Source organism: Glycomyces sp. NPDC048151 (assembly GCF_043202775.1).
In the GTDB taxonomy this organism is placed as follows: domain Bacteria; phylum Actinomycetota; class Actinomycetes; order Mycobacteriales; family Micromonosporaceae; genus Glycomyces.
Map to the genome: position 1 here is coordinate 124669 of NZ_JBIDBB010000003.1, position 13689 is coordinate 138357.

Below are 13689 nucleotides of genomic sequence, written 5' to 3' on the forward strand. Positions count from 1 at the left end.
GATGGCGCTCCTGCGCGGCACCCTCACCCGGGCCGCGGTCCTCCTCGCCGTCCTCGCCGCCATCGGCCTCCTGCCCTGGCTCGCCGACCGCGACCCCGCCCTCACCGTCCTCCGCGCCCGCTACCCCGGACGCGAAGCCACCCACAACGCACTCGACGCGATCCGCAGCGAACTCGGCCTCGACGCCGGACCCCTCGCAATCCTCCGCGACTGGATCACCGGCCTCGCCCGCGGCGACCTCGGAACCTCCTGGACCAGCGGCGAACCCGTCGCCGACACCGTCCTCCCGGCCCTCGGCGTCTCCCTCACCGTCATGGCCGCCGCCCTCACCGTCACCCTCACCGTCACCGCCGCCGCATGCCTCCCCGCACTCCGCCGCGCCGCCGAAGGCCGACCCGTCCCCGCCAGCGGCATCGCCGTCGCCTCCTTCGCGGCCCTCCCCGACTTCCTCATCGCCACCCTCGGCGTCGCCCTCTTCGCCACCTGGACCGGCCTCCTCCCCGCATACGGCTTCAACGGCCCCGCCAACCTCGTCCTCCCCGCCCTCGCCATGGGCCTCCCCGGCGGCGGCGTCCTCGCCCGCCTCGGCCGCGACGCCATCGGCAGCGTCGCCGCCGAAGACTGGGTCCGCCAATGGCGCACCGCCGGATACCCCCGCAACCGCATCGCACAAGGCCTCCTGCGCCGCGCCCTCCCACCCCTCCTGCCCCAGTCCGCCATCATCGCCGTCTCCATCACCGGCGCGGCCGTCGCCGTCGAGACCGTCTTCGCCGTCCCCGGCCTCGGCCGCGCCGCCCTCACCGCCGCCGACGCCCAAGACCTCCCGGTCCTCCAGGCCTGCATGGCAATCCTCATCGCCTTCGGCTTCACCGCCGGACTCCTCACCCGCCTCGCCGCGAAAGCCCTCAACGGCGACGCCGCCGCCGTGCCCGCGTCACCGCCGATATCGGGCGGACTCCGCCGCCACTACGCCTGGATCGCCGCCACCGCCACGCCGCTCCTCATCGCAGTCGCCTACGGCCTCATCCGATCCGGCGACATCGCCACCGGCTCCCGCCTCGCCGCCCCCTCCGCCGCCGCCTGGCTCGGCACCGACGAACTCGGACGCGACGTCCTCGCCCGCCTCGGCCAAGGCGCACTCTGGACCGCCGGAGCCGCGCTCCTCGCGTGCGGCCTCGCCTACCTGCTCGCGCTGGCCCTCGGCTTCGTCCCGCGCCTGGCGCACCCGCTCGCCGAGGCGTTCAACTCGTTCCCCGTCGCGATCGCCGGGATGATCGTCGTCGTGGTCCTCGGCCGCGGCCAGTGGGGCGCGGTGCTCGCGGTCGTCGCAGTCTCCTGGCCGCCGCTCGCCGCGCACGCCGCCGAACTCGTCGCCCGGGCCCGCACCGCCGGACACCTCGAAGCGCGCCTCGCCCTCGGCGCGGGACACTGGTGGATCCTCCGCAGGCACACGCTCCCGGTCGTCACCGGGCCCCTTGCGGCCCATGCGGGTCTGCGCCTGCCGGGCATGGCTCTCGGGATCGCCTCCCTCGGCTTCCTGGGACTCGGCGCGGCCCCCGACTCGCCCGAATGGGGCGCCAGCCTCGCCCGATCGCTCCCGTACCTCGAACGCGCGCCCCTCGCGGCCCTGGCCCCGGCCGCCGCGATGATCGCCCTGACGCTGGCCGTGATGGCGGCCGTCTCGCTCCCGAAACGGCGAGCCCGTTGACACGGCCCGCCGCCCCTGCTCCAAGGACAACCACCTCCCGACTCCGACCATGCATCCCGTCGGCCGAGTTATCCACAGACCGTTGATCAGGCAACAAAAGTGCAGCTCACATAGTTATCCACAGGCAAAAAAGATTCCTTGAGTGTCTTGACTTTCTGTGGGAGGCTGGCTTCAGTTTTGGTGTAGGTCGGCGGTAAGTGGGAGCCGATCGGACCGCCGCAAGACTGGAGGCGCGGGTTGGCACCCGCGTCGCCGGCACCTGCACCAGACGGCCGCGGCAGCGAGGCGGCGGTCGGCCCTAGCCAGGCCGACCGCCCCCGCTACAACAACAGCAAAGAACGCCCGAGGCGAATCCCCCGGGCGCTGAAAGTTCCAAGCGTTCGGCCCCTGCCTACTCCCAAGGGCGCGGGGACATGACGCCCGCGATGGTGCCGCTCGGGGCGGCGATCCCGGCGATGCGCAGGCCCGGGACGTCCATCGGCTCGGCCGCGACCGTGCCGCCAAGCTCGACGGCCTTCTCGCAGACCTCGTCGGCGTCCTCGACGCCCAGCATCACGGACCACTGCGCCGGGAGGCTCAGCTCGAAGCCCTCCGAGGCGTGGCAGCCGCCGAACTCGCGTTCGGAACCGGCGGCGCTCACCGCCGCGTACGGCTTCTCGTTCGCCGCTTCCTCCCACGGGGGAGTGGCGACGTTCCAGCCCAGGAGGTCCGCGTAGAACTTCATGGCGTCCGCCGGGACGCCGTCGAGGCGGTACTCGACCCAGCCGACGCTGTTGGGCTCGCCCCACACCCCGAACCCGGCCCCCGGCTCGTGCATCTGCACCAGCCCGAACTCCGCGCCCTGAGGATCCTTGAGCATCGAGAACCGCAGCATCCCGCCCATGTCCTCGGGCTCGATCGTCACCTGCGCGCCCAGCTCGCGGGCCTTCGCCGTGGCAGCGTCGCAGTCGGCGACGCTGAACTGCACCGACCACACGCGGCTCGGCTCCATCCCGGGCGGGCAGGGCATGATCCCCATGACCGGGCGGCCGCCCTCGGACCCGTCCGGGACGCCGAACGTCGTGTAGTGCCCGAAATCCTCCCCGGCGTCCGTGGCCTTCCACCCGAACAGCGCCTTGTAGAACGCGGTGTCGGCGGCCAGGTCGGCGGTGAGGGAATCCGACCAGATCGGCGCTCCCAGCGAGATCGAGGTCATCGCACTGCTCCTTCGCGAGTGAGGTCGTTCAGTCCCCTCACATTCGCACGGCCCCACGACGCTCCGCAGGGGTTTCTCAGTCCAGCTTCTTGCTCGACATGATCGTGAAGTGCGCCCCCGTGGGCGACACGAGCACCGCCATCCGCCCGCCCGGGTCGTCCACCGGCGCGACCGCGACCCGGCCGCCCAGGTCGACCGCCTTCGCCGCCGTCAGGTCCACCGAAGCGGTGCCGAAGCACACCAGCCAGTGCGGCTTCATCCGCAGCTCGGGCCCGAGCGCCATCCGCGCCCCGCCGAACTCCACTTCCGCGCCCGGCAGGTGCCCGTGCGTCCACAGCCCCACATACGGCGCGTCGTGCGACGGCTCCTCCGAGCCGGGAACCTTCACGGACCAGTTCAGCAGCTCCGCGTAGAACTGCATCGCCTCCACCGGCGCCCCGTCGTAGACGTACTCGAACCACACCGCCGCGCCCGGCTCGCCGTACGCCGTGAAACCCACGTGCTCGCTCATCGGCTCGAACAGGCCGAACGCCCCGCCGTCAGGGTCCTTCAACGCCGCGTACACCAGGTCGTCGCCCACCCGCACCGGATGGCTCACGATCTGCGCGCCCAGCTTCTCCGCGTCGGCTGCCGCCCGGAAGCAGTCCGCCACATGGAACGCGACCCCCCACGCCGACAATGCGTCCGCGTCGCCCGGCGGATTCGGCGCCAGCCCGCCCACCGCGCGCGCCACCGACACCGTCGAGCCCAGGCACAGCTCCGTGTAGTGCCCGAACTCCTCGCCCGTGCCGAAACTCGACCACTTGAACAGGCGCGTATAGAAATCCAGGTCCCGGGCCAGGTCAGGGGTGTTCGCATCGGCCCAGATCGGGGCCCCGAGCGGGATCTTCGTCGGCATAGGTCCTCCACGGATCGGGTCGGCTGTACACACCGTCCCACGGGGGTACGACGCGGGCAAGACCCCGCGCGTGAACAGACCCGCCGGTTACCCGCGCGCGAACGCCAGGAAACGCCGCTCCCTGTCGGTGCCGGAGTATCAGGAAAGGCTGCGCCCCGTCAGTGCCGGAGCACCGGGAAACGCCGCGGCCCGCCGGCGCCGAAACGCCAGCGGGCCGAAGGAAAGGGACGGGCTAGCTCCGGCTCTGCTCCCGCAGCAGGTCCCGGATCTCCTGCAGCACTTCGATCTCCGCCTGCGCGTGCACCTCGTCGACCTCCTCGGCCGGCGGCGCGAATCGCTCGCGCAGCTTGTTCATCGGCATGACGATCACGAAGTACACCGCCACCGCCGTCAGGAAGAACACCAGCAGGCCGTTCAGGAACACCCCGTATGGGAAGACCACGCCGTTGACCGTGAACTCGCCGCCGACCTCGGCGCCGCCGGTGACCAACGTGATGAGGGGGTTGAGGAACGCGTCGCCGAACGAGCCCACGAGCGCCGTCATGGCAGCACCCATGACGACCGCGACGGCCAGCTCGACCACGTTGCCGCGCATCAGGAAATCTTTGAAGCCTTTGATCATGCGAAGAGTCTCGCATCCGAGGGCTTTGTAACAGGCGTCGCGAAACCCCCGTGTCGCAGTGGCGCACGAGACATCACCCGGAAGGGAACAACTCGGGCGGTCAAGCGGTTGCACCCGGAAGCGGCCGAGCCACCCTTCGGCCCCGCACCACCCTGAGACTGCGAAAGGCAAGACCATGAGCGACATCGTCATCGGCGGCGACCTCCAGGTGAACCGGCTCGGGTACGGCGCCATGCGCCTGTCCGGCGACCCGGGCATCTTCACGCCCCCGAAGGACCGCGCCAGCGCCGTCGCCGTGCTGCGCCGCGCCGTCGAGCTCGGCGTGAACTTCATCGACACCGCCGACGCCTACGCGTTGGGCGACAACGAGTCCCTGATCCGCGAGGCCCTGCACCCGTACGCCGACGGCGTCGTCATCGCCACCAAGGGCGGCAACACCCGCCCCTCCCCGCAGGAGTGGGTCGCGGTCGGGAACCCCGGTTACATCCGCCAGCAGGTCGAGCTGAGCCTGCGCCGCCTGGGAGTCGAGGCGATCGACCTCTACCAGATCCACCGCCTGGACTTGGCCCTGCCGATCGCCGACCAGATCGAGACGCTTGCCGAGCTGCAGCGTCAGGGCAAGATCCGCCACATCGGCCTCTCCGAGGTCACGGTGGAGCAGCTGAAGGAGGCGCAGGCGGTCGCGCCGATCGCGAGCGTCCAGAACCTCTACAACCTGATCAACCGCCAGAGCGAGGCAGTGCTCGACTACACCGCCGAGCAGGGCATCGCGTTCATCCCGTGGTTCCCGATCGCCGCGGGCGAGCACGCGGGCCCGGACGGGCCGGTCGGCAAGATCGCGGCCGAGATCGGCGCGACTCCGGCGCAGACGGCGCTGGCGTGGCTGCTGCGCCGTTCGGGGAACGTCGTGCCGATTCCGGGCACGAGCTCGGTCGCGCACCTGGAGGAGAACGTCGGTGCGCGGGACGTGCGGCTCACGGACGAGCAGTTCGCGGCGTTGAGTGCGCTCGCTTCGGCTTAGGCGCGACTGACTTGAGGGCCCGTGCTCCGGCACGGGCCCTTTCGTGTCCCTCAGGGGTTGAGGGGTGCGATGCGGAAGCGTTCGAATTCGGCGGTGGGGCCGTCGGGGTTGGCGAAGACGATGGTGTTGGGGCCGTCGTCGAGGTCGAGGATGACGGGGTAGGCCCAGAAGTCGTTCCAGGTCCAGGTGCCGCGCATGGGGTAGGTGCCGGCGTCTTTGCCGTTGACGGTGATGGCGCAGTGGCGGGTGACGATGTCGATGTTGTACTCGTGGCCTTGGGCGCGTTCGTCGTTGGCGTAGCTGACGAGGAGGACGTGGGGGCCTTCGGCGGCGTCGACTTCGATGGCGGCGGTGGCGCCGCGTCCGTTCCAGCCGATGACGTGGCCGCGGTTGGCGAAGTCGTTGACGACGAGGCAGGACCCGCCGGTGCGGGTGACTTCGGCGGCGTCGACTTCGACCGGTTCGGGTCCGCGTGCGGGGGTGAGGAGGACGGGTCCGTCGATCGGTTCGGTGCGGAGGCGGTTGATGCCGGCGTGGAGGAACACGGGTCGGGTGAGGTCGACGAGGACGTCCTGGTTCTGGGGTCCGGCGAGGACCGCGGTGTCGGCGCCTTCGATGCGGTGGTAGCCCGCTTCGGCGGCGTAGAGGTCGAAGACGAGGCCGCCGGGGCTGAGGCGGGCGAACGCGGCGTCGTAGCAGGCGGGGCCGTCGCGGCGTTGGGTGAGTTCGAGTTTGTCGAGGGCGACTTCGCCGCGGGCGGTGCCGATGGCGCCGGATTTGGAGAGTTCGACGGTGTTGGCTCCGGCTCGCAGGGTGAGCGGGACGCGTGCGATGGAGCGGTGGCCCCAGTTCATGGTGCTGGGGTAGTCGAGGAAGCGTTCGGCGCCGTTGACGGTGAGGACCTGCTGCGCGGGTTGGGGTTCGGTGGCTTCGGCGCCGCGTCCGTACATGTGGGAGTAGAAGACGCCGAGGTCGTATTCGCCGGCTTCGGGGACCTGGACTTGGAAGACGACGGCGGAGTCGGTGAGGCCGAGGCCGCAGACGTCGTGTTCGCCGGAGGCGGCGAAGGCGTTGCCGTCGTCGGCGTGGCCGTGGCGGGTGATCTCGCCGGAGGTGATGTCGGCGGCTTCGGCGTCCCACTGGCCTTTCCATGGCGGCGGGGCGATCATCGGGGCTTCGCCGGAGGTGATGGTGATCCAGTACGCGGCCATGCGGTCGGGGCAGTAGACGGGGATCTCGAGGTGCGCGGGGTCGCTGACGACTTGGGCGATGGGCTGCGGGGGGCCGGCGGCGCCTTCGTAGCCGGTCCAGTCGATGCGGTGGACGGTGGCGGTGACCTTGTCGCCCCAGAGTTCGGGGTCGAGGCCTTGGGCGGCGACGGTGAAGTCCTCGACGGTGCCGCCCGCGAGGATCTGCGCGGTGCGCCGTTCGGCGTCGATGCTCGCGAGCCCCTGCAGGGTGTCCACAGTGTTCGGATGAGGCGGGTCGACGCGCACGGTCTGGCCCGTCATGCCCGAGTACGCCTTGAGGAACCACCATGCGCCGTTGGGGAGGTCGGGCTGGGGTGCCGCGCCGGAGTAGCCTCCGGCGGCGGTCCAGAACGCCATGTCGGCGTGGACTTTCGCCTCTTCGAACATCGCGGCCCACTGCACGAGCTGGCCGGGCACGGAGAGGTCGCGGTTGTTCCCGTACTCGTCGATGTTGACGCGCCGGGGCGCGATGCCGAGCGAGCGTTCGAGGCCCCGGTAGGCGGCGTAGTGGCCGCGGAACTCGGCGAGCGAGCGGGGGGACAGCTCGTGCCAGGTCATCCATTCCGGGAGGGTCCCGGTGTCGCGTGCGCGCCTGAGGAAGTGGGGCAGGAACTCGGGGTGGTAGTAGGCCTCGTTGGGTCCGGCGATGGGCACGCCGGGCGCGAGGCCGCGCAGGAGCTGGACGGTGGTGATCCAGTCGGCGATGAACCGGTCGTACTTGCCGGGGGAGTTCTCCTTGAGCGAGTACCAGATCCAGTCGGGCTCGTTGAACGGCACCCACACGAGCCGCCCGGCGTTGGCCTCGGTGAGCATCGGCGGCACGAACTCGTAGAGCTTCTCGTGGTAGACGTCGATGCCGACGTCCTCGTAGGGCCACTTGGCGAACAGGTCCTGCAGGTACACGAACGCGAGGCCGTGCTTGCCGTGCGTGTCGTCGTTGCGGCGCAGGGCTTTCACCACGGAGGTCGCGTCGCCGCCGGGGTGCTGCGCGCCGCCGTCGGGCTTCACCGCGAGCGTGGTGATGTCGAGTGCGTCGAGCAGTTCGTCGCCGGGCACGCCGTCCTCGGAGACGCCGTACAGCGACCCGGCCGCGCCGTGGAGCACCGGGCCGGTCGGGGCGGCGAAGTCCGCGGTGAGGCGGGCCGCCCCCTGAGGGAGGGGGGTGAGGGCCATGGCCGGGCCTTTCGCGTCAGGAACGGGGGCGGGGCGGGCCCGAGGTCTCGCGGACGATGAGCTCGGGTTCGGGCCAGCTCGGCTTCGGACGCGGGTTGGAGCCGTCGACGCGGTGGCGCAGCAGTTCGAACGCGCCGCGGCCCACGCTCTCGAAGTCCTGGTTCACCGTGGTCAGCGCCGGGGTGGTGTACGCGGAGAACGGCGTGTTGTCGAAGCCGACGATGGAGAGGTCCCCGGGGACCGAGCGTCCGGCGAGGTGCGCGGCGCGCATGGTGGCGAGCGCGAGGTTGTCGTTGCCGCAGAGGATGGCGGTCACGGTCGGGTCGGCGACGAGCGGCTGCACGGCTTTGAACGCCTCGGCGATGGTCCAGCCTGAGGGCACCGGGTCCGGGACTTCGCGGCCGGCGTCGCGCAGGACGCGGGCCCAGCCGTCGGCGCGGTGGGCTTTGCCGCCGCCGAACGTGCCGGTCGAGGTCGGGATGGCCAGGTGGTGCACCGTGGCGTGGCCCAGGTCGAGGAGGTACCTGGTGGCCTCGGCGGCGGCTTTGCCGTCGTCCATGCCGACCAGCCACGGCGAGGCGGCGAGTTCTTCGGCGGTGTAGGGGCCGATGGCGACCATCGCCTGCGGCTGGGTGTCGAGCAGGACCTGCTTGGCGCGCATGCCCGGTTCGTCGTGGGCCATGATGATCGTCGGCTCGCCCGCGCGGGGCAGGCGCGCGACGATGTCGGCGTCCGAGTGGGTGTCGGCGGGGTCGAGCACGGAGATCTGGACGCTCCAGTCGAGCGACCTGGCGGCCTTCTCGATGCCGCGGAGGGCCGCTTCGGGCCCGTAGAGAGAGGTGTCGGCGGTGAGCACGGTGACCGATTCGACCGCGCCGCCCGCGAGGCTCCGGGCCAGCCGGTTGGGCCGGTAGCCCAGCTCGGCGATGGCGTCCAGGACTTTGTCGCGGGTGGCCGCGGCGACCCGCGGCGAGCCGTTGACGACGCGGGAGACGGTCTGGTGGGAGACCCCGGCCAGCCTCGCCACATCCCAGATACTCGCTGCCTTCTTCGGTTGCGCCATCGCTATTGGTCTCTCTTCTTGTCCGTCGCAGGCCGTCCCAGGGACCGGGCCGTCCCGGTACCAGTGTGGCCGCAGTCCCATACGACGATACGCCGAGTGATGTTAACGATCACTTCTATTATGGGTCAAGAACAGTACAACACAGTTCCGTAACGGAGCGGTCATGTCGAGGTCACGGTTTCGAAGGCCCCCGCAAACACCCCAAACGGCACAACCGGCCCTCCAGTTCCTCCGGTAGCGCCCTCCGGCACGCTTGTGAGGTCGAGTTCACACACTCGAAATCTTTGGCGACAACTTCTTAACACGCAGGCCCGGGTCGCGTAACACGTCTTGGTGAAGCTGGCAGCACTCCGGTAGGTAGGAGCATCACGCGCCGGCCGACTCGCTTCGGTCGGCGCGTGACAACGCCTATCCCGAGCACCGTCGCTCCCCTCACGCCGGAACAGCCTTACAGCCCGCAGTACTCCACGTACCTCCTGAGAGGAGGCGGCCATGCCCGAGCTCGACACCGGCAGCAATGCCTGGATCTTGACCTCCGCCGCCCTTGTTCTGCTCATGACCCCCGGTCTGGCCCTGTTCTACGGCGGTCTCACCCGGGCCTCGAGCGTCCTCAACATGATGATGAAGTGCCTGGTCGCCATCGGCGTCGTCTCCGTCGCCTGGGTCCTCGTCGGCGAGTCCATCGCGATCGGCAGCACCGACCCCGAGGCCCTGAGCGCCGACAGCAACAAGTTCTTCGGCGACCTGAGCTCCTCGTTCGGCCTTGACTACATCACCGACCTCGCCGGCGTCACCGGCGGCGTCTCCAACGGCGCGCTCGCCGCGTTCGGCATGATGTTCGCGATCATCACCGTCGCCCTCATCGCCGGCGCCGTCGCCGACCGCATGAAGTTCTTCTCCTGGGTCATCTTCGCCACCGTCTGGGTGGTCGTGGTCTACGCCCCCGTCGCCTTCTGGGTCTGGGGCGGCGGCTGGATCGAGGACTGGGGCGTGCTCGACTTCGCCGGCGGTTCCGCGGTCCACGCCAACGCCGGCGCCGCGGGCCTCGCCCTCGCGCTGGTCGTCGGCCGCCGCATCGGCTGGAAGGACGGCAACTTCGCGCCGCACAACCTGCCGCTCGTCGTCATCGGCACCGGGCTCCTGTGGTTCGGCTGGTTCGGCTTCAACGCCGGCTCCGCCTTCGCCTCCAACGGCACCGCCGGTCTCGCCCTGCTGAACACGCAGGTCGCCACCGCCGCCGCGATCCTCGCCTGGCTCATCGTCGACCGCATCCGCGGCATCAAGCCCTCCGTGCTCGGCGCCTGCTCCGGCGTCATCGCGGGCCTCGTGGCCATCACCCCGGCCGCGGGCTACGTCGCCCCGATCGGCGCGATCGCCATCGGCCTCGTCGCCGGCGTCATCTGCCCCTTCGCCATCGGCCTCAAGCACAAGCTCGGCTACGACGACGCGCTCGACGTGGTCGGCCTGCACATGGTCGCCGGCATCTGGGGCTCGATCTCCGTGGGCCTGTTCGCCGTCTCCGAGGTCACCGTGATCGCCGGGGTCTACGACGAGGGCGTCGACGGCCTCTTCTACGGCGGCGACGCCGCGTTCCTCGGCAAGCAGGCCGCCGCGGTCCTCGCCGTGGTCGCGTTCTCCTTCATCGCCTCGCTCATCATCGCCTTCATCCTCAAGTTCACCGTCGGGGTGCGCATCAGCGAGGAAGAGGAGCTGGCGGGCATCGACGCCGCGCAGCACGGCGAAGCGGGCTACGACCTGCCGCTCAACGGCAACACCGGTACCGGTCTGCCCGAGACCAACGCCGAGGCCGCCGACAAGGTCAACGCGTAGCCACCTGACTTCACGTCACCGCCCTCTTGGCGATGCGTGCGAGCCATAAATCAGTTGAGCACGGCCGCCTCTCCCCCGGGGCGGCCGTTTCGCGTGTCACGCCCGGCCCGGGCCTCACCGGGCGGCGGCCGCGACGCCAACCCCGTTAAGCTCGTATGAGTCCACAGCATTTGTTCCACCGAGAGGTTCGCCCGTGTTCGACGCTCTGTCAGATCGACTGTCCGGGATCTTCGAGTCGATCCGCGGCAAAGGCCGCCTGACCGATGCCGACATCGACGCCACCGCCCGCGAGATCCGCCTCGCCCTGCTCGAGGCCGACGTCGCCCTCCCGGTGGTCAAGACCTTCATCAACCAGGTCAAGGAACGCTGCAAGGGCGCCGAGGTCTCCAAGGCCCTCAACCCCGCCCAGCAGATCGTCAAGGTCGTCAACGAGGAGCTCATCGCGATCCTCGGCGGCGAGACGCGGCGCCTCAACTACGCCAAGCAGGCCCCCACCGTCATCATGCTCGCGGGCCTCCAGGGCGCCGGCAAGACCACCCTCGCAGGGAAGCTCGCCAAGTGGCTCAAGGGCGACGACCACTCGCCGCTCCTCGTCGCCGCCGACCTCCAGCGCCCCAACGCCGTCGGGCAGCTCCAGGTCCTCGCCGAGCGCGCCGGAGTGGCCGTCTACGCCCCCGAGCCCGGCTCCGGCGTCGGCGACCCCGTCAAGGTCGCCACGGACTCCATCGAAGAGGCCCGCCGCAAGGGCCACGACGTCGTCATCGTCGACACCGCCGGACGCCTCGGCATCGACGAGGAGATGATGCAGCAGGCCCGCGACATCCGCGCCGCCGTGAACCCCGACGAAGTCCTCTTCGTCATCGACGCCATGATCGGCCAGGACGCCGTCAACACCGCCGAGGCCTTCCGCGACGGCGTCGGCATCACCGGGGTCGTCCTCTCCAAGCTCGACGGCGACGCCCGAGGCGGCGCCGCGCTCTCCGTGCGGCACGTGACCGGCCAGCCGATCATGTTCGCCTCCACCGGCGAGAAGCTCGAGGACTTCGACGTCTTCCATCCCGACCGGATGGCCTCACGCATCCTCGGCATGGGCGACATGCTGACCCTCATCGAGCAGGCCGAGGCCGTGTTCGAGGAGGAGAAGAAAGAGGAGATGACACAGAAGCTCCTCAAGGGCGAGGACTTCACCCTCGAGGACTTCCTGGAGCAGATGCAGGCCATCCGCAAGATGGGCCCGATCGGCAACGTGCTCAAGATGATGCCGGGCATGGGCCAGATGCGCCAGCAGATCGACTCCATCGACGACAAGCAGATCGACCGCACCTCCGCGATCATCCGCTCCATGACCCCCGCCGAGCGCCGCGACTCCTCGCTCATCAACGGCTCGCGCCGCCTGCGCATCGCCAACGGCTCCGGCGTCACCGTCTCCGAGGTCAACCAGCTCCTGTCGCGGTTCAAGGACGCGCAGAAGATGATGCGCGGCATGACCGGCGCGATGGGCCTGGGCGGCGGCACCAAGGCCACCAAGTCGCCCTACAACAAGCGCAAGGGCAAGAAGACCAAGAAGAAGCCCGTGACGCGAGGCGGCCGCGCCGCGCAGAACGCGATGCCGCAGCTGCCCGCCGACATGCAGCTCCCCGCCGGCATGCCCGACTTCTCGCAGCTCGACCCGAACAACCTGCCCGACATCGACTTCGAGCAGTTCCTCAAGGACCAGAAGAAGAAGTAGCGGGTCCGCTCACACCTCCACAGGCGCAGGGGCGATACTGCGTGCGATGAACGCACTCGCACCGTTTGAGCCCCTGCACCTGCGGGTCGTCTGGCTCCCCGACGACACCGTCCGCGACGTGTACGTCGACGGCGACCGCCTCACCTTCACGCCCGTCCCCGGCGCGCGCACCGTCGCCACCGCCGGGTTCGCCCTCCCCGGGCTCGTCGACGCCCACTGCCACATCGGCATCCGCCGCGGCCCCAAGGCGATCGAAAGCCTCGACGAGGCCCGCGCGCTGGCCTACACCGACCGCGACGCCGGGGTCCTCGCGATCCGCGACGCCGGATCGCCCTACCCGTACCCCGAACTCGTCGGCGAGGACGGCATCCCGCGCCTCATCCGCGCCGGGCACCACATCGCCGCCTCCCGCCGCTACCTGCGCGGCATCGGCCTCGAATGCGAGCCCCACGAGGCCGTCGCCGCCCTCGCCCGCCAGGCCAGGCTCGGCGACGGCTGGGTGAAGCTCGTCGGCGACTGGATCGACCGCGACCGGGGCGACCTCGCCCCGTCCTTCGAACCCGAGATCCTCACCGCCGCCATCCATGCAGCCCAAGCCGAAGGCGCGAAAGTCGCCGTCCACACGTTCTCCGAGGAGGCCGTCGCCTGCGTCGTCGAAGCGGGCGCCGACTCGGTCGAGCACGGCACCGGCCTCGCCCCGGACCTCCTCGACCGCATGGCCGCGCGCGGGACCGCCCTGGTGCCCACCATGATCAACATCGAGACGTTCGACGACATCGCCGCCGGGGCCGACGTCAAGTTCCCCCGCTACGCCGACCACATGCGCCGCCTCAAGCGCGGCTTCCCCGAAGTCGTGCGCGCCGCATGGGAAGCGGGCGTGCCCGTCTACCTCGGCACCGACGCGGGCGGCGGCATCGACCACGGCCTCGCCGCCGAGGAGATGCACCTGCTCCACGAGCGGGCGGGCATCCCCGCAGCCGACGTCCTCGCCGCCGCGTCCTGGCGCGCCCGCGAATGGCTCGGCATCCCAGCGGATCTGGGCGACCTCGTCGTCTACGAGCGCGACCCGCGCGCCGACCTCGCGGCCGTCCGCGAGCCCGCCGTGATCGTCCTGCGCGGCCGCCTCCTCAAGGCCCCCAAGTGAAACGCCTGACCTGCGCGTTTTGCGGCTTTCCTGATACGGCCAGGTCCCCGCAGGTG

The 13689-nt window shown here is 70.5% G+C and carries 10 protein-coding genes; 5 read left to right on the top strand and 5 right to left on the bottom strand.

What is annotated here, in order from left to right; translation table 11 throughout:
* The first annotated feature begins 1 nt into the window (after position 1).
* Positions 2–1708, top strand: coding sequence for an ABC transporter permease subunit (locus tag ACGGCP_RS07205; RefSeq protein ID WP_392962363.1), 1707 nt, complete (start codon positions 2–4; stop codon positions 1706–1708).
* A 391-nt stretch (positions 1709–2099) separates the two neighbouring features.
* Here the strand turns inward: ACGGCP_RS07205 and ACGGCP_RS07210 are convergent, their stop codons facing one another.
* The 3 genes from ACGGCP_RS07210 to mscL all read right to left on the bottom strand — a co-directional run bounded on the left by ACGGCP_RS07210 (position 2100) and on the right by mscL (position 4423).
* Positions 2100–2903 (bottom strand): VOC family protein, encoded by an 804-nt coding sequence (locus ACGGCP_RS07210; protein WP_392962365.1) that lies wholly within the window; start codon positions 2901–2903, stop codon positions 2100–2102.
* 76 nt (positions 2904–2979) lie between these two features.
* Positions 2980–3801, bottom strand: coding sequence for a VOC family protein (locus ACGGCP_RS07215; RefSeq protein ID WP_392962368.1), 822 nt, complete (start codon positions 3799–3801; stop codon positions 2980–2982).
* Positions 3802–4033: 232 nt separating this feature from the next.
* Positions 4034–4423 carry a large conductance mechanosensitive channel protein MscL gene (mscL, locus tag ACGGCP_RS07220; RefSeq protein ID WP_392962370.1) on the bottom strand — a complete coding sequence of 130 codons (390 nt, stop codon included), beginning with the start codon at positions 4421–4423 and terminating at the stop codon, positions 4034–4036.
* Positions 4424–4598: 175 nt separating this feature from the next.
* Here mscL and ACGGCP_RS07225 point away from each other — a divergent pair, with 175 nt between their 5' ends.
* On the top strand, positions 4599–5444 hold the full coding sequence (locus ACGGCP_RS07225) for an aldo/keto reductase (RefSeq protein ID WP_392962373.1): 846 nt from the start codon (positions 4599–4601) through the stop codon (positions 5442–5444).
* Positions 5445–5494: 50 nt separating this feature from the next.
* Here the strand turns inward: ACGGCP_RS07225 and ACGGCP_RS07230 are convergent, their stop codons facing one another.
* A complete protein-coding gene (locus ACGGCP_RS07230) occupies positions 5495–7867 on the bottom strand; it encodes a cellulosome protein (protein WP_392962376.1) in 2373 nt (790 codons plus the stop codon).
* A gap of 16 nt (positions 7868–7883) precedes the next feature.
* The gene (locus ACGGCP_RS07235; protein WP_392962378.1) at positions 7884–8930 is read right to left on the bottom strand and encodes a LacI family DNA-binding transcriptional regulator; all 1047 of its coding nucleotides are present in this window, start codon (positions 8928–8930) and stop codon (positions 7884–7886) included.
* Between the two features lie 492 nt (positions 8931–9422).
* Here ACGGCP_RS07235 and ACGGCP_RS07240 point away from each other — a divergent pair, with 492 nt between their 5' ends.
* From ACGGCP_RS07240 to ACGGCP_RS07250, 3 genes are all read left to right on the top strand, one after another.
* Complete coding sequence (locus ACGGCP_RS07240; RefSeq protein ID WP_392962380.1) at positions 9423–10760, top strand: ammonium transporter; 1338 nt, start codon at positions 9423–9425, stop codon at positions 10758–10760.
* 193 nt (positions 10761–10953) lie between these two features.
* Complete coding sequence (gene ffh / locus ACGGCP_RS07245) at positions 10954–12489, top strand: signal recognition particle protein (protein ID WP_392962382.1); 1536 nt, start codon at positions 10954–10956, stop codon at positions 12487–12489.
* Between the two features lie 46 nt (positions 12490–12535).
* Entirely contained in the window at positions 12536–13633 is a 1098-nt protein-coding gene (locus ACGGCP_RS07250; RefSeq protein ID WP_392962384.1) for an amidohydrolase family protein, read from the top strand.
* The last annotated feature ends 56 nt before the right edge of the window (positions 13634–13689 follow it).

Excerpts from the sequence above, each read along its gene's own strand:
- ACGGCP_RS07205 (WP_392962363.1), top strand. The coding sequence starts at position 2 with ATGGCGCTCCTGCGCGGCACCCTCACCCGGGCCGCGGTCCTCCTCGCC.
- ACGGCP_RS07210 (WP_392962365.1), bottom strand. The coding sequence starts at position 2,903 with ATGACCTCGATCTCGCTGGGAGCGCCGATCTGGTCGGATTCCCTCACC.
- ACGGCP_RS07215 (WP_392962368.1), bottom strand. The coding sequence starts at position 3,801 with ATGCCGACGAAGATCCCGCTCGGGGCCCCGATCTGGGCCGATGCGAAC.
- mscL (WP_392962370.1), bottom strand. The coding sequence starts at position 4,423 with ATGATCAAAGGCTTCAAAGATTTCCTGATGCGCGGCAACGTGGTCGAG.
- ACGGCP_RS07225 (WP_392962373.1), top strand. The coding sequence starts at position 4,599 with ATGAGCGACATCGTCATCGGCGGCGACCTCCAGGTGAACCGGCTCGGG.
- ACGGCP_RS07230 (WP_392962376.1), bottom strand. The coding sequence starts at position 7,867 with ATGGCCCTCACCCCCCTCCCTCAGGGGGCGGCCCGCCTCACCGCGGAC.
- ACGGCP_RS07235 (WP_392962378.1), bottom strand. The coding sequence starts at position 8,930 with ATGGCGCAACCGAAGAAGGCAGCGAGTATCTGGGATGTGGCGAGGCTG.
- ACGGCP_RS07240 (WP_392962380.1), top strand. The coding sequence starts at position 9,423 with ATGCCCGAGCTCGACACCGGCAGCAATGCCTGGATCTTGACCTCCGCC.
- ACGGCP_RS07250 (WP_392962384.1), top strand. The coding sequence starts at position 12,536 with ATGAACGCACTCGCACCGTTTGAGCCCCTGCACCTGCGGGTCGTCTGG.